This window comes from Armatimonadota bacterium (assembly GCA_028871815.1).
In the GTDB taxonomy this organism is placed as follows: Bacteria; Armatimonadota; Chthonomonadetes; order Chthonomonadales; family Chthonomonadaceae; genus REEB205.
In genome coordinates, this window is record JAGWMJ010000001.1 from 685950 (window position 1) to 708934 (window position 22985).

A 22985-nucleotide genomic window follows, 5' to 3' on the forward strand; every position below is an offset into this window, starting at 1 on the left:
CCCCCCGATTGTGTTTGCGGTGGCGCCGTCCCGGCCACGCCGCAAGTCACCCACCGGCAATGGCGCCGACGATCATGAACGGCTCGTCGCCGTTCGCTACAGCGGCCGGCACCTCCGTGTCGGGCGACTCCAGCGAGAGATCCTGTTGGCAGGCAAAGAAGCGCAGAAAATCACGACGGCGCAGCGTTCCGTGGTCACGGATCGTGCCTCGCAGCATCGGAAATCGTGACTCCAGCGCGTCGAGAATGCGGCGCTGCGTAACCGGCGCTTCAACCGCCAACTCCACCGGCCCTTCCACCCCAGCCAGCCGCCGGAGGTGGAAGGGCATTTCAACGCGGATCATGCCAGCGTCTGAACTTCAACCGATAGTACGGCCGGCAGGTCGCGCACGATCGCGTTCCAGTGGTCCCCGCCATCTGGCGACGCGTAGACCTGCCCGCCGGTTGTGCCGAAGTAGACGCCGCACTCCTCCATCTTGTCGACCGCCATCGCCGAACGCAGAACGTTGACGTAGCAGTGGCTTTGCGGCAGGCCATGGGTGAGCGCCTCCCATTCGTTGCCGCCTGTTCGACTCCGGTAGACGCGCAGCTTGCCTTCCGGTGGGATGTGCTCCCCATCGCTTTTGATCGGCACCACATAGATGGTCTCGGGCTCGTGCGCGTGAACGGCGATGGGAAAACCAAAGTCGCTCGGCAGGTTGCCACTTACCTCCGTCCACAGATCACCGCGGTTGTCGGAGCGCATCACGTCCCAATGCTTCTGCATGAACAGCACGTTTGGATTTGCCGGATGCATGGCGATATTGTGGACGCAGTGGCCAGTTTCGGCCTTCGGATCGGGAATGTACTCCGATCGCAGCCCCTGATTGATCGCCTTCCATGTTTTGCCGCCATCATCCGATCGGAAGGCGCCGGCTGCCGAAATCGCGATGTACAGCTTGTTGGCGTCGCTGGGATCCTGCAGAATGGAGTGCAGGCACATACCGCCCGCGCCCGGCATCCATGTATGTCCGGTGCCGTGCTCGCGTAGGCCCGCCATCTCCTGCCAGCTTGCGCCGCCGTCGTCGGAGCGGAAGAGCCCGGCGTCCTCAACTCCTGCATAGACGGAGTCGGCGTTCGTAAGTGATGGCTCCAGCTGCCATACACGCTTGAACTCCCAGGGGTGTTGCGTACCGTCGTACCATTGGTGGGTGCCCGGCTCGCTGGCGTAGGCAAATTCGTTGCCTACCGCCTCCCACGTCACGCCGCCGTCGTCCGATCGCTGCATCAGTTGGCCGAACCATCCGCTGCACTGCGATGCGTAGATCCGGTTGGGATTCACCGGTGAGCCATTCATGTGGTAGATCTCCCATCCGGTGAAGAATGGTCCTGCCACATCCCACCGATCGCGCTTGCCGTCGGCGGTAAGAATGAATGCGCCTTTGCGCGTGCCTGCCAAAACACGTACTCCGCTCATGATTGCTCCCTTGTTAACTGGCCCTCGCCAGATACAAACTCCGGTCGCGGAACCATACCTCTCGGCCACGAACCAGAAGTTTGCCGCAACGAAACCTGTAGCTCGAGAATGTCGCCCTGTGACGGGCGAGCCATGCGCGCACTCACTGAACGTGATAATGGCCGAAGATACTACCGGCCACTTGATGTTGGACCAGCGAGTTCGGGCCGAACCAGATTACCCTGCGCATCACAAAAGTAGGTTGGTTTCGCACATTGGCGCATCACCCTGGCCGATGTCAAGTCGAGGCTGCCACGTACAAACCTAACCGCAACTCAAACCGCTTGCCCCCTTTCAGGAGGATCTGTAGAGGGACCGGCACGATAACGCCGGCGGAAGCTCCGAACTTTCAAGCCCTCGCAGGTGAGGTCGCCTGTTAGGTGATGCAGGCTGCCGTTGAGACCGGCCCGCTGTCAAAAACACCGCAGATTACCACGCTCGCCATCGGAGCGGCGATGCTGTCCGACGTGGCTGTAGCACGGACGGCGGCAAAGGCACTGTGCGACAAAGCCAAAGCCGGTCACGACGCAGTTGGCATGATCGAGTCAATATAGCGATCGAAGCGGTCAGGCCGGGTCGTCGGTATGTTGAACCGGCGCCGGTGCGCGCCCGACAAGCCGGTTGACAATCTGGCCGACGTCGTCGAACAGCGAGTAGAACACGGGCGTCGCCAGCAGCGTCAGCAGCAGCGACAGGGTCTGTCCGCCGATAACCGTGTACCCGATGTTCTTGTTCGTGGACGCACCGGCGCCATTGGAGAGCACCAGCGGCACCATGCCGATGACGAATGCCGAGGTTGTCATCAGGATAGGCCGGAGCCGATCGCGATTGGCCTGAATAATGGCATCCATGCGGTTCATTCCGCGCGCCCGCAGCTGGTTCATATGGTCCACCTGCAGGATGCCATTCTTCTTGACCACGCCAAACAGTACCAGGATGCCGAGAACGGAGAAGATATTGATCGACTGGCCCGTAATGTAAATCGCGATAAGAGCGAAAGGAAGTGTCAGTGGCAGCGCCAGCAGAATGGTGATGGGGTGGACCCAGGATTCGAACTGCGCCGCGAGAATCAGATACATAAAGATGATCGCCAGGGCGAATGCCAACACAAAATTGATCAACGCCTTGACGATTTCGCGGCTGGTGCCCTGTGGCCCGAAGGTATACCCCGGCGGCATGTGCAGGTTCTGAACGATGGCTGCCAGCGCGTTGTTGACGTTCTGCTGCGAATATCCCGGGAGCACGTTGCAGGTGATCATCACATCACGCTGCCGGTTGAGCCGCGTGATCTGCGAAGGTCCGGTGTCGTAGGTGAACGTAACTACCTGCTGAAGTTTCACCGGTGATCCGCTCTGTGAAGGGACGGTAAGGTTGCCGATTACCTGAGGGCTGTTGCGATACTGCAGGTCGGCTCTCTCGTGGACTTCGTACTGCTCGCCGTTTTCGTAGTAATCGGTAACCTTGGCGCCGCCCACCGCCAGGCGCAGCGTATTGGCCACGTCGGCGACCGAAACGCCGAGGTCGGCTGCGCGGCGCCGATCGATGTGCACGCCCAACTCCGGGTTGCCGGTGATCAGGCTCGTGTCGGCATCCACCACGCCAGGCACCTTGCGCAGTTGTTGGAGCACCTGCTGCGAATACTGGGTCAGCTTGTTGAGGTCCGGGCCGCCGATGGCGTAGGTTACGGCCGCTGCCGGTGCGCCTGTAGAGATCGTCTGCACAGGACCGACACTGACACGCAGGTTGCCGAACATCGGCATAATCTGCGTGCGCGCGCGTATCATCACATCTTCCTGCGTCAGGTTTGGGCGCTTGTCGATGTCCACCAGCTTTACGTAGATACTGGCCAGGTTCACGGTGCGCTGGCTGGAGTCACCGATGCTCATCACGGTGTAGGCCACGCCGGGCAGCTTGCGCACATCGGCCGCGATGGCTTCGGCCATTCTAGCGGTGGCTGCGAGGGTAGCGCCTTCCGGCGCACGCGCAAAAATCTGGAACTGTGACTGGTCATCCTCCGGCAGGAAGTTCTTTGGTATCGGCCCAATCACCACTAAGGTGCTGCCCAGAGCCGCAATTGCAGCGAGTACGATCACCCATCGATGGTGCATGGACCAACGGAGGAGCCAGGTGTAGACCGCGTCGATCGGCCGGAAGAGACCGCTCTGCTTGGAGCCATGACGCGCGGCGCCGTCGGCCATGCCGATGGGCATTCCTTCCGGGGCGGGCTCCCGTGCCTGCCGGGGCGCCGGACGAATCCACCGAGATGCCAGCGACGGTGTAAGGCTGAAGGAGACGATCAGCGAGATAAAGACGGCGAACGCCATCGTGACACCGAACGAGTTCATGAAGCGGCCGACGATGCCGCTCATAAACGCCACCGGCAGAAAGATAGCGATGAGTGACAGCGTGGTGGCGAGCACGGCCAGACCGATTTCCCGTGTGCCCTCGATGGCCGCCTCAAACGGATTCATCCCCTTCTCTTCCACGAATCGGAAGATGTTCTCCAGTACCACGATCGCGTCGTCGATGACGATGCCTACGGAGAGCGTGAGCGCCAGAAGCGTGAGGCTGTTGAGAGTAAAGCCCTCAATGTACATCAATCCAAATGTGCTGATGACCGAAGTTGGAATGGCAATCGCCGAGATGATGGTTGTTCGCCAGTTCCACAGGAATATCAGTACCACCAGGGCGGCAAGGATACTGCCGACGATAAGGTGTTCCTGCACCGCGCTTGTGGATGCCTTGATATTGAGCGACTGATCCTGAACGGTGGTGATCTTGTAGCCGGGCGGAAGCGCCGCCTTCAGATCGGCAAGGCGTGCCTTTACCGCATCCACGGTAGCCACCGTGTTGAGGCCGCTCTGCTTTCGTATCGTCATGAGGACCGTTGGAACGCCATCAAGGCTGGCGGACGTGGTCGCTTCCTCCATGCCATCCTGCACGCGCGCGACGTCGCCCACGTGAATCGTGGCTCCGTCCTTTTCTGCGATGGCGATATCGGCAAACTGCTGCGGCGTCTCGACGCGTCCGTGCGTACGCAGCGTGAGTTCGCGCACGCCTTCGTCTACCTCGCCGCCGGGTACCTGGATGTTCTGGGCCGCAAGAGCGTTCTCCACATCCACGGGAGAAAGGCCATACGCGGCCAGCCGGTTCGGATCGATCCAGAGGTTGATCTGCCGCTTACGCCCGCCGAGGAGGTTCACCTGCCCAACGCCACTGATACTCTCTATTTGGCGACGCAGGACCTTGTCGGCGTACTCGGTCGTGTCGCGGATGGATCCTTTGGATGAGAGCGCTATCTCCATCACGGGAATCGCATCAAGATCCACCTTGTCCACAACGGGCTGCTTAACATCGAGCGGCAGGTTGGGCAGCGCGCTGTTCACCTTGTCGCGAACATCCTGAACTGCGGTGTCGATGTCCTTGTCCAGCTGAAACGTAACCACAACCACACCAACGCCATCGTATGAGGTGGAACTGAGCTCGTCGATGCCGCTGACCGTGTTTACGGAGTCCTCAATCTTGTCTACAACGTCGGTTTCAATCTCTTCGGGCGAAGCGCCGTCTTCCTGCACCGTGACGGTGACAACAGGAAAGTCGACCTTGGGAAACAGGTCAATGCCCAGCCGCAGATAGCTGAATGCGCCGGTGACCACCAGGCTGAGGATCAGCACCATGGAGAAGACCGGCCGGCGCACGCAAATATTGGCAAGCCACTGCATAGGGCGTCTCCGGTCCGGCTGCTCGCCGGCGAGAAATTACTACGGTACCGAAATATTCAGTCGGCAAAGGCTCGCAAACGGATGCATTATGACCGGCTCCGGCGGCGTTTGTCTATGCGCCCGCTCACGCTGGCTCGCCGGCGTGAGCCAGGTTTGCCGCCATGCGTTCAAGGGCGCCGGACAGCGCGTTCAGCTCCTCTTGCGTGACGCCTACCAGTGCCTCCTGCTGCAGGCGCGTGGCGATGTCGCGCAATCGCGGTTCGATGAGGCGGCCGCTCTCCGTGAGGCGAAGCCGGATCGTGCGCCGGTCGGCTCCATCCCGCTCGCGAACGACGATGCCGGCGTTCTCAAGTTCATCCGCCAGCGCCGTGATCGTCGAGCTCTCCCAGCCGCAGCGCCGGGCGAGCTCCGACATGGTGATGCCTTCCTCTGCCGACAGCTGGAGAATCACCGGCGCGGCGCCCGGGAAGAGTTCGGTAATGCCTTCCGCACGCATCAGCTCCAGCGCGCGCTGCCGGAATGCTTGAGCAACCTCCTTGAACAGCCGATGGAGGTCGGACTGCGGTGCGCCGAAGCTGCATCCGTGTACGATTGCTGCAGGCAGAGGCGGTTGTGGATGGCGCTTTCGGTCGCTCATGCCTGCCTCGGTTCGGTTGCGCGCTGCAGCAGCTGTTGCACCCGCAGGAGTTCAGCGATGGACCACGCCTGTGCAATGCAGCCGTTGGGCCGTCTCGGTGCATCGCCGTCATAGATTTCGCACAAGGTACCGCTGCCACAATCGTGCATGTGCAGCAGCAGTGGCCGCAACAGCTCCAACGCCTCGGTGGCCGAGCCAGTAACGCGATAGTGCGCCTCGGCAAAAGGTCCCAGCAGCCACGGCCATACCGTCCCCTGATGATAAGCGCCGTCGCGCGATGCGGCGTCGCCCTCGTAGCGTCCGCGGTACGCGGCGTCGGAGGGCGAGAGTGTTCGCAGCCCGCAGTCGGTAAGCAGTTCGGTACGAACGGTTTCGAGGATTGCGTGAGCCAGCGCGCTGTTGGCGCTCACCGGCGCAAACGGCAGCGACAGGGCAAACAGCTGGTTGGGCCGTATGGAAGCATCCGGCTGCCGATCCGGAGGTTCGAGGAGATCGTAGAGGCCGCGTCCGTCACGACGCGGGAAACCTGCCAGAAACGAGTTCCGGGCCAGCGTGGCCCGGTCGCGGTATTCGCTTGCGGCCGCTGCGTCCTGCTCGCTCTCGGCCACACCGGCCGCGATTTCGAGTGCCGCAATCCAGAGTGCGTTCACCTCCACCGGTTTGCCGTTTCTTGGCGTTACCGGCTGGCCGTTCACCACGGCGTCCATCCAGGTCAATTGCGTCCCGGCCTCTCCGGCGCGCAACAGTCCGTCGGCGCACGTATGTATGCCGAAGCGCGTACCGGAAACATGCCAGAGGATCGTCTCCTTGAGCATCGGCCAGAGATCGTGCCGCAGAGCGTCGGCGTCCGGGCCCGGGAAGCGTTCCATGTATCGGTGGAGCGCCACGAAAAACCAGAGGGCGCCATCTACCGTGTTGTACTCGGGATTATCGCCGGCATCTGGAAAGCGATTCGGGAGCATACCCTGGCTGCTGAATGAGGCAAACGTACGGAGGATCGGGCCGGACAGTTCCGCTCCGCGGACCGTTTCCGCCAGGCCCGCGAGGGAGATGAGCGTGTCGCGGCTCCAGTCCTCAAACCAATGGTAGCCGGCAATCACCGTGGCGCGGCCCTGCGGAACCTGTACCAGAAACTGCTCGGCGGCATGGTGCAGGCTGGTTAGCTCGTTTGGAGCGGTTGTGATCTCGGGCGGCGCCGGCGCGATGATCTCAGGCGCCGCCCCGGATCCACACCAGGCACGTAGAATCACCGAGCGTTCCGGCGCGAGACCTACCGTCAGCGTGCCTGGCGACCAGAGATCCTCCTCAAAGTCGAACCCGCGCGCCTGCTCGCAAGGATACTGAAATCGGTAGAACCAGCAGCCCTGCTCGGTGTAGTCCGCGCCGGCCCCCGTCCCTGAAGCCAGCGATGCCGCCAAGCCCATCGTGATCGGCTGCTGCCACCAGCCGGGGATCTCCGGGAACAGGCACTCAAGCGTTTCGGACGCTGACGACCAGGTGGCCGCCGGATGCTCGCCACTTGCGTGCAGCAGAGTGTGATAACCTCGGCCGGCGAGCAGCGGTGTTACCTGAATGGAAGCTACCGTATCGGCAGGGCCGTGCAGCGTGTAGCGCACCTGAACGGCGTTGGCGCCGGCCGGCATGCAGACTTCCCGTTCCAGCTCGATTCCCGGAGCGGCTTCGAAACGCCACACGACCGAATTACCCTGACGAAACTCGAGCAAACGCGAATAGCCATCCGGCCACGTGGCGTTTGGGTAGAGGTTTGTGGAGAGCGGAACCGGCGGTGAGTCCGATTCCGGGCCGATATGGAGCTGTTCCTGCAGTGAGGAGAGAAGCACGGTCCGCAGAGAGGGAGGTTGAAGCGATGCCACCAGGAGACCGTGGTAGCGCCGCACATTCGCGCCGCAGAGCGTTGAGGAGACGTAACCGCCCAGACCGTTCGTGAGCAGCCATTCGTGCGATGTTGCGAACGCGAGGTCGCGCAGCTCACCGACTGCAAACGGACTGCGGTTCATTTTCGGCAGGATCGGCCGAGTTGAACAAGGCGCGGAGGCGGCAAGCCCCCGCGCCCTGTTGCGAAGCGTAGCAGGTTACTTGTGGTGGTGCTTTACGGCCTTCTTGCCCGGCTTGTGCTTTGCCGCTGCCGGCTTGAGGGTCGTCAGGTAGGTCGCCAGGGCGGTAAGCTCCTTGCCCTGTACGCGCCCCTTGAATGCAGGCATGCGGCCATCCGGGTTATGCGCCTTGGGGTTCGTCACCTGGACCTCAAACCACTTGACGGTATGGCTCGACTCCTGGCCCACGTCCGTGAGATTGGGGCCGCCTCTGCCACCCGCATTTCCGATAGCATGGCAGTTGGCACAACCGCTTTTGGCATACACCTTCTTGCCAAGAGCGACCATAGCCGCCGGGGCGCCGGCGGCCTTCTTCACGCCCTTGTGCGGCTTAAGATGCTTGGGTGGCACGGCAAAAGCTGCGGTGACGAGTAGCACCGCGGCTGCGCCGAGAACCGCGACGGCAGCGCCAGCTCGATAAGACCTTAGAGACAAGTTTCGAAACTCCTTTCGGGCGTGGCGCCGTGCAGAGAGCGCTGCCCGTCAAACAGACCCCTGTATTTGGCGGAGCGACGCCAATGTCCGCTGGCCGCTCTTCTCTTCGGCGGTGAGGACCGGCTTTCCTGCTGCGCCCCGGCAGATAAGACACGCGCGTACGGTGCAAGTTGCGACGAAACGGTCCGGCATGCCAGATGCTACGCGCTTCAAAACGAGCGAAACCTTCGTCTACAAACTACGTCTAAGGTTGTGTCTACAAACGACGCCAGGAGGTATGGAATGCGCAAGCCCGGTTTCTTCAGCCCGGCAGAGTGGGAGGTCCTGCAGTTTATTCTGGAAGCCAATCCGGTTGCTGCGAGGGTGGTGGCCGATCACTTTGCCGTTGAGCACGGCTGGGTTCGCACTACCGTGTTGACGCTGATTGAGCGGCTGACGCATAAGGGCTATCTGGTACGAGAGCGGTCGAGCGGCGTTCACCTCTATCGACCCAGCCGCCCTGCGGCGGAGTTGATGCGGAGTGTGGTTAGCGATTTTGTTGAAAAGGCGTTGGGCGGTTCGGTGTCACCGTTCCTTGCGTATCTCGACGGCGGCGCCACCGTGAGCGCGGAACAGCTGGCCGAACTGAAGCAGCTCGTTAAGCGGCTGGAGGAGCGGGAGGAGCATGGTGATGCATAGTCTGGCCGCGCTCTACGCAGCCGTGAGCTCGCAATGGGCGAGTGCGATGGTTCGCGCCGCCCTTCAGGGCGCTGTGGCGATCGCCATAGCCGTTTGTATAGCTAGAATGGCCTCTCGACTTTCGCCCGCATGGCGATGCTGGTTGATGCGGCTTGCGTACGCGCGGATGCTTCTTGCCGTGGTCTGCGGAGCCGCCCTCACCTTGCCACTCTTGCCGGTACCGTCATCGCCCGGAACGCGGCGCCCACCGCCGCCGGTTCTAACGCTCCCTGAGGTGCCTGCAGCCCCCCATCCGCTGATGGCTGCCGGACCCATGATCACCACGGTTCGTTCCCTTGCGCCCTTAGTGAGGCACCTCCATCCCAGCGCTTCGCCGGCCGCAGCCGCGCCGCCGTCGGGGCCAAACCTGCCCGATTTCGCCGCCATGCCCGCAGTAGCGGGAACAAACCATCGCGTAAGCCCTGCTGAATGGCTGTTGGCCCTCTGGATTTGTGGCGCGCTCGTTTCTCTGTGGATGTTGTGGCGCGAAGCAGTGCGCGTTGGCCGGATGCGAAGGCAGGCGGTCCCCATCGATTACGGTGAACCGCTGGTCACCTTGACGCGCTTATGCTCGCGCTTTGGTATTCCGCGTACGCCGCTGCTGCTGAATTCACGCGCGGTGGAAGCTCCAATGCTGTCGGGCTGGCGCCGCCCGGCGATTCTGCTTCCCGATGGACTGGCGCGGTCGTGCTCCGCTGCGGATCTCGAACTCATCCTGGCGCACGAGCTGGCGCACGTGCGGCGACGCGATCTGCTCTGGGCCGTGCTGCCGGCGATTGCGCGGTGCCTCTTCTACTTTAACCCGATGGTGTGGCTTGCTGAGCATGAGTGGCGTGAAGCGGTTGAGATCGCATGTGATCGCGATGTGCTGGTGCTGTCGGCGGCCTCGCCCGCACGCTACGCAGCTTCGATACTCAAGGTAGTTCAGCTGCGGAGAGCTCGTCGCTCCGCAATCATGACTGCACAGATGGCCGAATCGTACTCGAATGTCAAAAGGAGGTTGGAAGTGATGCATAACCATCAGTCTGGCTCTCGGAGCCGGCCATTTCTCTACGGCGCGCTCATCTTTGCGGCGCTGCTTGCTACCGGTACACCCTGGCAAGTTGCAGCGCAGCAGCCCGCGCCGGCCTCGCCGGTCGTCCCGGCGCCACCAACCAGTCTGCCGGCGATCGCCGCCGCGGCAGGCGGAACGCTGGGTACATCGGCGCAGCCGGCGTCTGCGCCCGCTGCGCTCAATGCCCGTATAGGAGTTACGGAGCCGGTTCTTTCGTCGCCGCTTTCTGCACCGGCGGGCGTGCCGGCCCTAAACGCTCCGGGAGCGGTTCCAGCACCGCCAAGGCCTGAAGCTGAGGGGCTGGCCGCTCTTCCCGTGGTCGGACATCTGTTCGCACCCGGGCCTGCTTCGTCGGCTGCGACAGTCCGGCTGCTGAGCCGGCTCCCTGTCGTCGGGACGCTGTTCCAGAATCCCGTCCCCAAATCTCCGCAGCAGCCGGAATCACCGGCTCCAGGTACCGCTCCGACCGACCCAACACGGTCGCCGGCGTTACCCGCTGTGCCAGGCCCGGTCTCAGCGGGCGTTGCGCCGGCTCAGCCTTTGCTCCCGCCCGCCGTGCAAGCGGACTCGGTGATGCAATCACAAAACCGCGCCATCTCGCTGCCTCTTGATGCCGCGCAACAGCGCCGGCTCACTGACGCCGTGATGCGCTCGGTAACCCGGCTCCTGCAGTCTTATAAGCCCGGCGCTGAGGGAGTGGACAAAGCGGCTATCGCTCGCGCAGTCGACAACGCGATCGCCGAAGCGATGAAGACCGCCGGCGCGGTTAGCCGGTACCCGCTGGGAATTGGGAGCGTGCAGCGGCAGCTACCCGACTTGGCGGGAACCAGCAGTCTGGCCACTACCATCGTGGCGCCCGCCGTGGCGCAGGCGGCACAGCAGCTCCGGAACGAGGCTCAGGCGCTGCGCACAACAGACGCCACGAAACAGCGTGATGCAAGCGGCGGTCAGACGCCCGACGTCGTGGGACCAGCCATGGAGCAGGCGGCGCAGCAACTGGCGCAAGCGGCGCGCGCGCTCCGCTCGACGGCTGTGACGCAACAAGCCATCGCCAGCCGCAATCAGGCATTCGCGATGGGAACGGCCATGACGATGGCCCGGAAATCCATAACGGTGCCGCAGGCTCGGGTCATGGCGCTGGCTGCGCACGCCGTGAGAGCGCAAGAATCTGCTGCGTTGAGGCGAGAGCTCGCTGTCACGCTCGCCCAACTCCGTGTGCTGCTGGCACAGCTTTCGCACCTGGTTCACCAGCAAGCCGTGCATACCGTCGTGCACGCGCATCAGCGTTCGGCGCATCGGGCCCGAGCTTCCCGTCCGGCGCGGCCGCGGGACTGAGCCGGGCTTTCCAAATCCGCGGCAGGCGCGGATCGTTGGGCCGGAATGCGGCATAATGACCTCAGTGGCCGATGTAGGTGATCTGCACCGGCCGCTGAGGTCTGCCGATGTCTTCTCCTTACGATTCCACCGAATGCGTTCTGCCGGCCGAACTCGAGTCGCGCTACGGGCGCCTGCGCCACCTGCTCCGGGAGATCGGCAGCGTTGCGGTCGGGCTCAGTGGTGGCGTAGATAGCACACTCCTGCTGCGGGTTGCCCAGGACGAACCCGGGGTACGCGTGGTTGCCGTAGTCGGCGAGTCGGAGGCGTTTCCTGCCGGCGAGGTGGAAGAAGCCGTGCGCCTGGCCGGCGAGATGGGCGCCGAGGTGGTGCGGGTGCGGACGCATGAACTGGCGAATCCGCATTTTGCGGTCAATCGCCCAGACCGGTGCTACCACTGCAAAACCGAACTCTTCGGTGAACTGAAGCGCGTGGCTGCGGATCTCGGCCTGAACGCGGCAGCCGACGGCAGCCACGCGGAGGATGGGCTGGCGGGCGATCACCGGCCAGGATTGGAAGCCGGCGCCGAGCTCCAGGTCCGCAGTCCGCTGCGAGAGGCCGGCTTTACCAAGGCCAATATCCGTGATTTGGCACGGGCGCTTGGCCTCCGGAACTGGGACAAGCCATCGTTTGCCTGCCTCTCCTCGCGATTTCCGTACGGCACCACCATCACGGCGGAACTGCTTGCTCGTCTTGATGCCTGTGAGCAGCTACTCCGCGAGTTGGGATTTCGCCAGTTTCGCGTGCGGCATCACGATACTGTGGCCCGGATTGAGTTGGAACCCGGCGATATTCCGCGCGCCGTAGACCTGCGGGCGACCATTGTTGCGGGGTTTCGCCGCTGTGGTTACACCTATGTCTCTCTAGACCTGGAAGGATACCGGAGCGGCAAAATGAACGATACGCTGACGCTCTTGAGCAAGCCGCCCACTCGTGCTGCAGGCGAGCACGGGTAGCTGCGAAGGTGGACCAACAGCGTATTCGCGAGCTGCTGGAGGCTGTGCGCTCCGGTGAACTTGCGCCGGATGCCGCCCTCGATCGGCTGCGCGCGCTTCCGTTTGAGGATATCGGCTTCGCGCGTCCGGATTCGCACCGCGCCCTGCGCACCGGCTTTCCCGAGGTCGTCTACTGCGAATCGAAAACCCCGGAACAGGTATGCGCCATCCTGCGTGTACTCGCCCGTGACGCTGAGACCGTGATGGCCACGCGAGTCTCGTCGGAGACCGCCGCTCTGGTTCAGCAGGAGTTTGCGGACTGCCGCTGGCATCCTTCAGCACGCATACTCGTGTTGAGCCAGCGGGCCGGAGCTTCCCGGAACGGCAGCAATGGCAGCGTGCTGGTCGTCTCAGCCGGCACATCGGACGAACCGGTAGCCGAGGAGGCTGCCGTTACGGCCGAGACGATGGGCGCGCGTGTGCAGCGGCTGTATGACGTCGGCGTTGCCGGTATCCACCGCCTGTTTGAGCACGTGGACCAGATCTTCGCGGCCTCGGTGATTGTGGTGGTCGCCGGCATGGATGGGGCGCTGGCCTCGGTGATCGGCGGACTTGCCGCGTGCCCCGTCGTGGCCGTACCCACAAGCGTCGGCTACGGCGCGAGCTTCGGCGGCGTTGCGGCGCTGCTTTCGATGCTGAACTCGTGCGCCGCCGGAGTCGCGGTTGTAAACATCGATAACGGCTTCGGAGCCGGATGTCTGGCAGTCCGGATACTGCGCACTGCGGCGGAGGCATTGCCGGAGGTCGCGGTCCAAAGTCCGCCGGTTGACGGTTAGTCTCGATGCCGTTGATGCCTGAGAATCAGGGTGTTCTCGTGCGCATCGCCGCAGCGCTGCTATTCGGCGCGATATCGGGGTTGGCGCTATGGCGTACGGGATCGCGCGACCGTGCCGTTCATCGGAGATGGTTGTATGCGGCCGCAGTCACTATAATCCTCGTCGCAGTTTTCTGGACCGTCGTCTGGCTGGCGCTGGCTGCAGCCAGGCTCAGCTACCCGTTTGAGATGGAGTGGTGCGGCGGCGCCATGAAAGACACGGTGGAGCGTGCGCTGCATGGCCAGCCGATCTACGTGGCGCCGAACCCGGGGTGGTTTCCCTACGAATACATGCCGCTCTACTTCTGGGCTTCCGCGCTGCTGATCCGGCTGACGCACCTGACGGCATTTACCGGGATGCGTCTCATTTCAAGCGTTTCCACTGCAGCATCCGCCGTACTGATGGTCGTTTGGGTGCGGATGCTCAATCCGCGAACACCGGGGCGGCTCCGGTTTACCGACTGGGCGGCGCCGGCTGGGGCCGTCGGCATCTTTATGGCGGCGTACCGCATCACGGGCGCCTGGTACGACACAGAGCGCCTGGATATGCTCTACATTGCGCTGTCTCTGCTTGGCTGCGTGTGGCTGCAGCTCGCGATGACCGCCGACACGCGGCGAAGGTCCACCACGTATGCAGTGCTGAGTGCGGCCGCATTTGCGCTGGCATTCCTTACCAAACAGCAGGCTTCATTGTTCGTCATAGCCTGCGCGCTGGCGCTGCTCTGGCGAGGCAAGCGGCGCCTCGCCGCGCTGTTTAGCGCGGCAAGTGTGCTCCTATCCGGCGTACCACTCTGGCTGATGAACCGGGCATCACACGGCTGGCTCTGGTACTACGCCGTCCACGTGCCGTTGGCCAATGGCACTCAGCCGTCTTTGGCGCGACTGTTTCTGTTTCGCGACGTACCGATGTTTGCGCCTTTGCTGGCGCTGATACTCGTTGGTCTGACCGTGCTGCACAGAGGCGCCGGCGAAGCGAAGTCGGGGCAATCCCTGGCGCTGGCGGCAGCCGCGGCGCTTTCCGCCGCCATCCAGAGTGGCATCAGCCGCGCTCATTTTGGCGGTTACGATAATGTGCTGATCACGGCCTGGGTCTGGACTCCTGTGCTGGCATGCGCGGTGGCGTCAAGGCTGATCGCAGTGGATGCCAAATGGCTGGTGGCGTCGGCAGCGCCTCTGCTGCTGCAGATGCTTGCGTTAACCTATCGGCCGACGGCGCAGCTGCCCACGCCGGCGAACTTCGCCGCGGGGATCCGGTTTGCCGCCACCGTGCGGCGGCTTGAACAGCGCGGCGCGGTGCTGGTGCTGGATCACGGCGGTTTCTCAACGCCGGCGCATTTCCAGTTCATGGCGCTGCATGATGTGAACGCGGCCGATACCGGCGAAATCCGCTCGACCCGACAGGCCATCCGGGATGGCCGTTACGATGTTGTGATCACGGACGCCTACCCGAAGAGCACCGGCCTGCCGCCGGAGCTCGCAGCCAACTACAGCGTGGTGCAGTCGCTCGACATCACCACCGGCTGGTGCCTTACCGGCTACTTGACGCCGGGCCGCGGGCGGCCGGGCTGGCTGCTGATACCCAACCGGGTGCCGCGCGCCAAAGGCGGCCACGGCTCAGGCCCCGAGGTAAGCACGAGCTCCCGGCTGCGATTGCCACCCCAACGCTCATGACTCCTCGCGGTCGATCGTCTGCAGTCTGCTGCATTACCGCGAAGGCTGGGCTGTCGGTGGCGCGGTGACGCCCAGGAAGTTGGCCATCAGCTGCTTTCCGCACGTTGTGAGAACCGATTCGGGATGAAACTGCACGCCTTCAACGGCAAATCTCGTGTGGCGGATACCCATGATTTCACCGGCCTCAGTCTCAGCGGTAACCTCCAGGCAGGAGGGCAGGGTTGCCCGCTCTACAACCAACGAGTGGTACCGGGTAGCGACGAACGGGTTGGGCAGGCCGGCGAATACGCCCGTATCGAAATGGCAGATCTTCGAGGTTTTGCCGTGCATCACGCGCTCATTGCGGATCACGCGGCCGCCGAACGCCTGTCCGATCGCCTGATGGCCGAGGCAGACGCCCAGGATCGGGAAGGTGTTGGCAAAACGCTGCAGCAGGGGCACGCAGATACCGGCCTCATTGGGGGTGCAGGGGCCGGGGGAGAGCACCACACGATCTGGAGCCAATTCTGCGACTTCGTCCAGCGTTATGCGGTCGTTACGAATAACGCGTGGTGGCGAGCCCAACTCACCGAGGTATTGCGCCAGGTTATACGTAAAGCTGTCGTAGTTGTCGATCAGCAGGATCATCGTCTGGTTTGCAGATTGCCGGAACCCAGGGTTCCCATGCCCACAACGGTGGGTTCCTGGTCGAATCCAACGTTCATTGCGGGCCATCACCGGCAGGTAAAGTGCCTGTGAGGCGGGACCTGCATGTCGTAAACTATACCTCTCGGCGCGGCGCTCACCTCAAACGGGTTTTGCTGCGCGAACGCCACAAACCGCGCCGCCGGACGAACGTCAGTGGTGGAGAGAGAGGCTATGCCGGAAGATGAAGAGGTGTCCGTGGGTGACTTGCCGCCTGAAGCGTTTCGGGCGGCCGCGCACCGCACAGTTGACTGGATAGCCGATTACCTGGCGGGCGCCGAGGCATGGCCCGTGCTCTCCAGCGTGACGCCGGGCGAGATTGCCGCGCAACTGCCGCAAAGCGCGCCGGAGAGAGGGCAGCCGCTTGAGGCGATACTGGCCGATTTCCATCGGATTGTGATGCCCGGGATTACGCATTGGAATGCACCCGGCTTCATGGCATATTTCGCAATCAGCGGTTCGGCGCCTGGGATAGTCGGTGAGATGCTGGCAGCCGCGCTCAACGTGAATGCGATGCTCTGGCGGACGTCGCCGGCTGCCACCGAGCTGGAAGAGGTGACGCTGGACTGGCTGCGCCAGTTGATCGGGCTGCAGGATCAGTACCGGGGCGTAATTACCGACACGGCATCGGTGTCGTCTCTGCTGGCGATAACCGCCGCTCGCGAGCGGCTGGGCCTCAACGCGCGGGAGGAAGGGCTGGCCGGCCGGCCCGAAGTTCCGCGACTGCGCCTCTACACGTCGGAGCAGGCCCATTCCTCCATCGACAAGGCTGCCATCATGGTGGGAATCGGGCTCAAGTCGGTGCGGAAAATCCCGGTCGACAGCGCTTTCCGGATGAAGCCTGCCGCGCTTGCGGCCGCCGTGGCGGAGGATCGTGCTGCCGGTTGGCTGCCGTTTTGCGTTGCAGCCACAACCGGCACCACCTCAACGGGCTCCATCGATCCGGTACGGGAGATTGCGGACGTGTGCGCCGACAGCAGCCTCTGGCTGCACGTGGATGGCGCATACGGAGCATCAGCGGCGGTGGTGCCGGAGTTCCGCTGGGTGCTGGATGGCTGCGACCGCGCGGACTCTCTGGTGGTGAACCCGCATAAGTGGCTTTTCACACCGGTGGACTGCTCCGTGCTGTTTGTGCGCAACCCGCAAGACTTCATCAGCACCTTCAGCCTGGTCCCCGAGTATCTGAAGTCGGAGACAGATGTCACAAACTATATGGATTGGGGTGTTCAATTGGGCCGCCGTTTTCGCGCCTTGAAGCTGTGGATGGTGCTGCGCGCATTTGGCGCCGAAGGGCTGCGAGCCAACATCCGGAGCCACATCGCTCTTGCCGCGGAATTTGCAGACCAGATACGCGGTTCGGAACGGTTTGAGTTGACGGCTCCGCCACGGTTGAGCGTGGTCTGTTTCCGCGCCAGGCCTGCCCGTGACTCGACGGGCGACGAGAGTGACGCGATCAACGAAGCCATACTCGCGCGGGTCAATCAGTCGGGCGAGGCGTTTCTCTCTTCAACCCGGCTCAATGGCCGACTTACGCTGCGCCTGGCGATAGGAAACCTCCGTACAGAGCGCCGCCACGTGATGCGCGTGTGGGAGCTTCTGCAAAGCGCAGCGGCCGGATGATCCTTTAGCGCTGAAGTACCTCTGTAAGATCGCGAAGCGTGAACCGGTTGTCGCCAACTTCGCGCAGCCGTGTTGACGCCCGGCTCTAACCGGCGTTCAGCAGCCGCAGAATCTCTTGCTGCTGCGCCTTCGCTTCGGGCGAGCCGGACCCTGGTCGACCCGTATTGTGCAATGCCAGCTTCAAGGGCGTGGAGCCGCTTTTGTTGCAGATTGCCGGGTTTGCCCCAAGTTTCATGAGGGCGCGCACCGCTTCTGCGCAGCGTGTTCGAACGGCGCGGTGCAGTGGCGTGGCGCCATCCATATTCTGGGCGTTCGGATCTGCTCCATGCTCTACCAGCCACTCAATGGTGGCAACTTGCCCTGCAGGATCCCACCGGTGTGAGCCTGGCGAACCAACGGCGGCGGCATGCAGCGGCTCGCTGCCACGCCGGTTCCGCGCTCTTACATTGGCCCCGGCGCGGACCAACGCCTCCGCCATCCTGCATCGATACGAGGCTGCGGCGATATGCAGCGCGGTATCGCCCGCGTAGATCACGTACCCAATCTCTTTGAGGAACAGGTGGTTGGCGCCCGGTTCCTGGCGTGTTGCCCCGAGAAAGAAGGCGGCGGTGGCAGCGTTCGGCGACGCGTGAATCAGCGCGGTGAACTCCGGTTCGTCATCCGCCACAATCGCATCTACAAGCCGTCTGAGTGGTAGTTCTTCCGGCGCCATAACCATGACTCTACCCAACCAGGGCTCGTTACCGGCCGAACGGATCCGTTACACTGCCGGGTCGCCCACCGGGGCCGCATTTCGGGCGAGTCCGTGATCCTTCTCGCGGTCGAACCAGACATACAGCGTGGGCAGCAGGAACCATGCGATTGGCCGTGAAAGCGCGATACCGCCGACAACCACAGCCGCAAGCGGCCTCTCAACCGTGGCTCCGATTCCGGATGTGAGCAGGAATGGTATCAGCGCGAGCACCCCGATCAGGGCGCTCAGCAGCTCGGGGCGCAGGCGCTCAACGGCGCCGTTAACGGCCGCATCGCGCGCGGAGTATCCCTCCTTCCGCCATCGATTGATAAACGAAACCATGATGGTCCCGTTTTGGACGGTGGTGCCGAAGTTTGCGATATAGCCGATGATCGCCGGAACCGATATCGGCAGTCCCATCAAAAGCAGAAGCACGGTGCCGCCGATGATGGCGAGCGGAATCGTTGTCAGCACGACGAGCGAATCTCGCATCGAGCCAAAGCAGGCGTAGACCAGGATGAAGATCAACAGCAGTGAGCCCGGAATCGCCCACTCCAGCGTGGCGAGAGCGTGCTGCAGCTCCTCGATGGCTCCGCCATACTGCAGCGTTATTCCTGGTGGGATCGTCACCTGTCTGGCGATTGCCGCTTTAGCGTCTGCGACCACGCTGCCCACGGATCGGCCCTGGACGTCGGCGAGAACGATCACCTGCCGCTGTGCATTCAGGCGGTCGATGCGCGCCATACCCTGCTTCAACTGGATGCTGGCCACGTCGACCAGCGGCACGTTCTGGCCGTTTGCAGTGGCGACCGTGAGATTCCGGATAGCGTCTACGCTGTTTCTGAACTGCTGCTGCAGCCGCACCTGGATCGCAAACTGCTGCTCTCCGTTGTAAAAGGTGGCGGCCTGGGCGCCACCGATCGCAGATTGAACCACATCCATGACGTCCGAGATGTTGATGCCGTACCGTGCCATAGCCACGCGGTTCGGAACGATGTCCACGTTGTCGATACCGCCGGTCTGCTCGATTCCCACGTCGGCAGCGCCCGGAGTCTTCTGCAGAATCGTGGCGATTTGCTGGGCCTTCTGCAGCATGACCGCCGTGTCGTGGCCCAATACGTTGATGGTGATCGGAGTGTTGAAGCCGGAGATCAACTCGTCGTTTCGCATTTCCAGCTCCTGAGAGAACTGGAAATCGACGCCCGGGAAGTCCTTGACCAGGTTGCGCAGCTGGGATTCGAGCTGGGCTTTGCTGCTGGCTCCAACCCACTGGCGAGGGTCTTTCAGTGGCAGCGAGATTTCCACATTGCTCACCGACTCCGGATCACCGCCCAGCGTCGCGCGACCGCAGTAGCCGATAGCGTGCAGCACGTTTGGATTGGTGATGAACAGGCTCTCGAGCCGGTTTGCGATACGATCGGCTGCTGCCAGAGATATGCTGGTTGGCAGCGTACAGCGGACGCGGAAATTGTTCTCGTCCAGCGTTGGGAGGAACTCGGAACCGGTCATGCTGAAAAGCCACACGCTCATTACGGTAACAAAAAGCCAGACGATGGTGACGCGCCATGGGTGGGCGATGGAGGTGCGCAGTGGCTGGCGGTACCGTTCACGCGACCATGCAACCAGCCGGTTCGGCCGCTCCGACGTACCGGACCGCAGCAGCATCGCACAGAGCGCCGGCGCGATCAAAAACGCCATCAAGACGCTTCCGATCATCGAGAAGACGATGGAGAGCGCAAGCGGAATGAAGAGGCGTCCCTCGATTCCGTTGAGGGCCATGAGCGGCATGAATGCCGCTATAACGATGAGAATTGCGAAGAAGACGGGACGCCCGATTTCCTGCGCTCCGCGCAGAACGGCAGCATCGACGTCTTCGTCGGGGTGTCGGCCTTCCGTTACATTGCGATAGATATTCTCGGTGATCACAATGCTGGCGTCGATCATCATTCCGATGCTGATCGCCAGTCCACCCAGCGAGAGCAGGTTTGCCGAAATACCATCCCGCCACATCAGCAGAAACGCCACCAACAGGCACATGGGCACGGCAAGCGCCGCAACCAGCGCCGCCCGGAAGTTGCTCAGCAGCACGAACAGGATGAGTATCACCAGGATTTCGCCCATGATGAGGGCGTCGCGAACCGTGGCGATACTGTGGTTGATGAGGATGGACTGGTCGTAGAGCGGCACGATCCGCACGTCCGGCGGCAGCTGTTTCTGCAGCTGTTTGAGACGCGCCTTCACCCGGGCAATGACCGCCGCTGTATTGGAACCGAGGCGCAGGATCGTGATACCGGAGACCACTTCTCCCTTTCCGTCTTCGGTTACCGCGCCCTGGCGTACCTCGTGGCCAAGCTCCACATTGGCCACATTCTTGATGAAGACCGGTACACCGTTCCGGGAGGTGAGGACGATATCGCCAATATCCCGGATGTTGGAGACGAGCCCCACGCCGCGAACGATATACTGGAGGCCTCCGTGACTGACGAAGTTGCCGCCGGCATTCTGGTCATTCTTCTGGATGGCATTCATCACATCATCCACACTCACGCCGTAGGCGCGCAGCTTGCCGGGATCCAGAAGCACCTGATACTGCTTGAGATAGCCGCCAAACGACAGGTTGTCGGCCACACCGGGCACGGTCTTCAGGGCCGGTGTGACGATCCAGTCCTGCATCGTACGGAGCTGCATGGCAGTTCGCTGCGGACTCTTGAGGGCGTAGATGAAGATCTGCCCTGTGCCGGTGTCGTTCGGGCCCATCGTGGGCACGATCCCGGGTGGCATACCGATGCCCTGGATCTGTTGAAAGACCTGATCGCGCGCCCAGTAGACATCGGTATTGTCGTTGAAGTAGACCGTGACGACCGAGATGCCGAACTTTGAAAGCGAACTGATCTTCTGTGCGTCGGGAATGCCTTCCAGCGCCACCTCCAGTGGGTGGGTTACCAGCTTCTCAACCTCCTCGCTGGCCATTCCGGGCGCATCCGTATCCACCTCCACGCGGACAGGCGTGATGTCGGGAAACGCATCCACGTTCAAGCTGCGCAGGGCGACGATGCCGCCGGCGATAAGGAGTACTGCGATCGCAATCGCCAGGAACTTCTGGCGAAGCATGCCGGCCAGTAGTCGGTCGATCATGCCGCCGATCCCTTCTCCGTTGCCAACTCCTGCTGTTCATTTTCAAGCAGCACGTTGCCGGAGGTAACCACGCGGTCGCCGGGCGAGATGCCGCTGTATACGGGCACGTCACCGCTCACCGATGCTCCAACGCGCACCGCCCGCTTCACAAAGGTATCCGCCGCAACCTCCACAAAAACAACTGTCTGTTCACCCTCCAGCAGCACAGCGTCGGCCGGAATCGCGAGCCGGCGGCTGGCCGATCTCGGATGGATACTGACGGTAGCAAACATGCCCGGACGTAAAAGCCAGTCGGGATTGCTGATCTCGGTGACCACGCCGGCGGTTCGCGTGTTCGGGTCTACCGAGTTCCCCACATACTTCACGACGCCGGTAAAGGTGCTGTTCGGCAGCGCCGTCACGGTGGCCGTTATGGGGTCTCCGGTTGCGATCGATGGAAGATCGTGCTCGTAAACCTGGGCGTTGACATAAACTCGCGCCAGATTCACAACCCTGGCAAGCGGTGTTGATGTATCGGTGAGCTGGCCAACCACCATATTCGGTTCGGTGAGGATGCCCTCCATGGGCGATACCACGGGCACAACCACATGGCCAGCCGCCAACTGCATCATTGCCTGGCCCGGTTGAATGCCGTAGAGGCGAAGCGTCTGCGCCGCGCCCTGAACGGCCAACTGCGCCTCGGCGTCGCTGTCTTCAGCCGTCTGAAGCGCCTGGGAGACCGGTATGCCGGATTTGTGCACCAGCTGCGCTCGAGCCAGCTCCTTCCGCGTGGCGCCCAGCGTGATCAAGTCGCTCTGATACTGATGTCGGTCTTGCTGGAGTTTGGACTCTGCAGCTTGCAGCGACGCCGTCCCGTTGAGATTGGCGCGCTGGATGCTTTTCTGTCGGGCAAGCTCCTGATTGGCCAGCGTATCCTGCACCTGATCCTGGTTGCGGGCTGAGAGAGCCGTATTGTAAGCCGTTTGGGCATCCTCGAGGTTCTGGAGCGAGAAGACGCCCGCCCTGTAGAGGGTCTTCGTGCGATCCAGATTCTGATGGGCGCTGTTGAGGGCAACAAGGGCCTGTTGGAGTGCGGCGTGTGCCTGTGCGTAGGCATTCTGGGCATCCTCCAGAGGCTTCTGCGTAATCTCGCCCAACGACACCAGCTTTTGGGTGTTATTCAGCGTAAGGCCGTCGAGCGCAAGTTGAGCCTGATCGCCTTTTACCGCTGCCTGTGCGGCGGCCTGCGCGCGCTGAGCATCCTCGACGCTCTGCTCGCTCAGCATTCCATAGGCCGCCAGCTTGCGCTGCTGCTGCAATTGGTCTGCCGTGAGATGCTCGTGGCTGAGCGCCTGCTGATACGCAGCCTCAGCATTGGCAAGGTCCACGGAATCGACCGTGCAGAGCACCTGGCCGACGCGGACGTGGTCGCCCTTCTTCACCAGCACCGCGTTGATGCGCCCGGGCAGCCGGGAAAGCACCTGAACGGACCCGGTATCGGTGGCTGTAATCTGGCCCGTAGGGCGGATGGTTGCTGCCAACGGATTGAGGCCGGCCACCGCCGTGCTGATGCCGGCCAGGTGCATTGCATTGGCGTCGAGCTTGAGCGCCGTACCGGTTTTGAACGCCACGAGCGTCGCTCCAGAATCGCCGTTTCCGGACGCCGGCGGCGCTGCATTTCGATGGCAGCCGCTGAGCGCCGGTGCGGCGAGCAGCGTAACCAGAACTGCGAAGGCGGATTTCCTGAGTGATTGCGAGTTGTGATTGCGAGCCTGATTGACCATCGAAATCTCCCGAGGCCGCGGTG

General features: G+C 62.7%; 17 protein-coding genes. 7 read left to right on the top strand and 10 right to left on the bottom strand.

What is annotated here, in order from left to right; translation table 11 throughout:
* Positions 1-46: 46 nt before the first annotated feature.
* The gene (locus KGJ62_02860; protein ID MDE2125507.1) at positions 47-343 is read right to left on the bottom strand and encodes a MoaD/ThiS family protein; all 297 of its coding nucleotides are present in this window, start codon (positions 341-343) and stop codon (positions 47-49) included.
* Entirely contained in the window at positions 340-1455 is a 1116-nt protein-coding gene (locus tag KGJ62_02865) for an exo-alpha-sialidase (protein MDE2125508.1), read from the bottom strand. The genes KGJ62_02860 and KGJ62_02865 overlap by 4 nt, the downstream gene beginning before the upstream one ends.
* A 419-nt stretch (positions 1456-1874) precedes the next feature.
* Between KGJ62_02865 and KGJ62_02870 the strand changes: the two genes are divergently transcribed.
* A complete protein-coding gene (locus tag KGJ62_02870) occupies positions 1875-2048 on the top strand; it encodes a hypothetical protein (GenBank protein ID MDE2125509.1) in 174 nt (57 codons plus the stop codon).
* A gap of 12 nt (positions 2049-2060) precedes the next feature.
* On the opposite strand, the gene KGJ62_02875 is transcribed toward KGJ62_02870, so the two are convergent.
* The 4 genes from KGJ62_02875 to KGJ62_02890 form a co-directional block, all read right to left on the bottom strand.
* A complete protein-coding gene (locus KGJ62_02875) occupies positions 2061-5216 on the bottom strand; it encodes an efflux RND transporter permease subunit (protein ID MDE2125510.1) in 3156 nt (1051 codons plus the stop codon).
* Positions 5217-5340: 124 nt separating this feature from the next.
* Positions 5341-5853: a MarR family transcriptional regulator gene (locus KGJ62_02880; GenBank protein ID MDE2125511.1), complete on the bottom strand. Its 513-nt coding sequence runs from the start codon at positions 5851-5853 to the stop codon at positions 5341-5343.
* The gene (locus KGJ62_02885; GenBank protein ID MDE2125512.1) at positions 5850-7871 is read right to left on the bottom strand and encodes a glycogen debranching enzyme family protein; all 2022 of its coding nucleotides are present in this window, start codon (positions 7869-7871) and stop codon (positions 5850-5852) included. The genes KGJ62_02880 and KGJ62_02885 overlap by 4 nt, the downstream gene beginning before the upstream one ends.
* 75 nt (positions 7872-7946) lie before the next feature.
* Complete coding sequence (locus KGJ62_02890) at positions 7947-8402, bottom strand: cytochrome c (protein ID MDE2125513.1); 456 nt, start codon at positions 8400-8402, stop codon at positions 7947-7949.
* Between the two features lie 282 nt (positions 8403-8684).
* On the opposite strand from KGJ62_02890, the gene KGJ62_02895 reads away from it, so the two are divergent.
* From KGJ62_02895 to KGJ62_02915, 5 genes are all read left to right on the top strand, one after another.
* A complete protein-coding gene (locus KGJ62_02895; GenBank protein ID MDE2125514.1) occupies positions 8685-9080 on the top strand; it encodes a BlaI/MecI/CopY family transcriptional regulator in 396 nt (131 codons plus the stop codon).
* Complete coding sequence (locus KGJ62_02900; GenBank protein MDE2125515.1) at positions 9067-11508, top strand: M48 family metalloprotease; 2442 nt, start codon at positions 9067-9069, stop codon at positions 11506-11508. Before KGJ62_02895 ends, KGJ62_02900 begins: the two co-directional genes overlap by 14 nt.
* 107 nt (positions 11509-11615) lie before the next feature.
* Positions 11616-12503, top strand: coding sequence for an ATP-dependent sacrificial sulfur transferase LarE (gene larE / locus KGJ62_02905; GenBank protein ID MDE2125516.1), 888 nt, complete (start codon positions 11616-11618; stop codon positions 12501-12503).
* Positions 12504-12511: 8 nt separating this feature from the next.
* The gene (gene larB, locus KGJ62_02910) at positions 12512-13318 is read left to right on the top strand and encodes a nickel pincer cofactor biosynthesis protein LarB (GenBank protein ID MDE2125517.1); all 807 of its coding nucleotides are present in this window, start codon (positions 12512-12514) and stop codon (positions 13316-13318) included.
* Between the two features lie 14 nt (positions 13319-13332).
* Complete coding sequence (locus KGJ62_02915; protein ID MDE2125518.1) at positions 13333-15027, top strand: hypothetical protein; 1695 nt, start codon at positions 13333-13335, stop codon at positions 15025-15027.
* Between the two features lie 33 nt (positions 15028-15060).
* Here KGJ62_02915 and KGJ62_02920 read toward each other — a convergent pair whose 3' ends face one another.
* Positions 15061-15654 (bottom strand): aminodeoxychorismate/anthranilate synthase component II, encoded by a 594-nt coding sequence (locus KGJ62_02920; GenBank protein MDE2125519.1) that lies wholly within the window; start codon positions 15652-15654, stop codon positions 15061-15063.
* A 231-nt stretch (positions 15655-15885) separates the two neighbouring features.
* Between KGJ62_02920 and KGJ62_02925 the strand changes: the two genes are divergently transcribed.
* A complete protein-coding gene (locus KGJ62_02925) occupies positions 15886-17331 on the top strand; it encodes an amino acid decarboxylase (protein MDE2125520.1) in 1446 nt (481 codons plus the stop codon).
* Between the two features lie 85 nt (positions 17332-17416).
* Here KGJ62_02925 and KGJ62_02930 read toward each other — a convergent pair whose 3' ends face one another.
* From KGJ62_02930 to KGJ62_02940, 3 genes are read right to left on the bottom strand one after another with little or no spacing between them, the layout of a single operon-like run.
* A complete protein-coding gene (locus KGJ62_02930; protein ID MDE2125521.1) occupies positions 17417-18061 on the bottom strand; it encodes an ankyrin repeat domain-containing protein in 645 nt (214 codons plus the stop codon).
* A 30-nt stretch (positions 18062-18091) separates the two neighbouring features.
* On the bottom strand, positions 18092-21199 hold the full coding sequence (locus KGJ62_02935) for an efflux RND transporter permease subunit (GenBank protein ID MDE2125522.1): 3108 nt from the start codon (positions 21197-21199) through the stop codon (positions 18092-18094).
* A complete protein-coding gene (locus KGJ62_02940; protein ID MDE2125523.1) occupies positions 21196-22962 on the bottom strand; it encodes an efflux RND transporter periplasmic adaptor subunit in 1767 nt (588 codons plus the stop codon). The genes KGJ62_02935 and KGJ62_02940 overlap by 4 nt, the downstream gene beginning before the upstream one ends.
* Between the last annotated feature and the right edge of the window lie 23 nt (positions 22963-22985).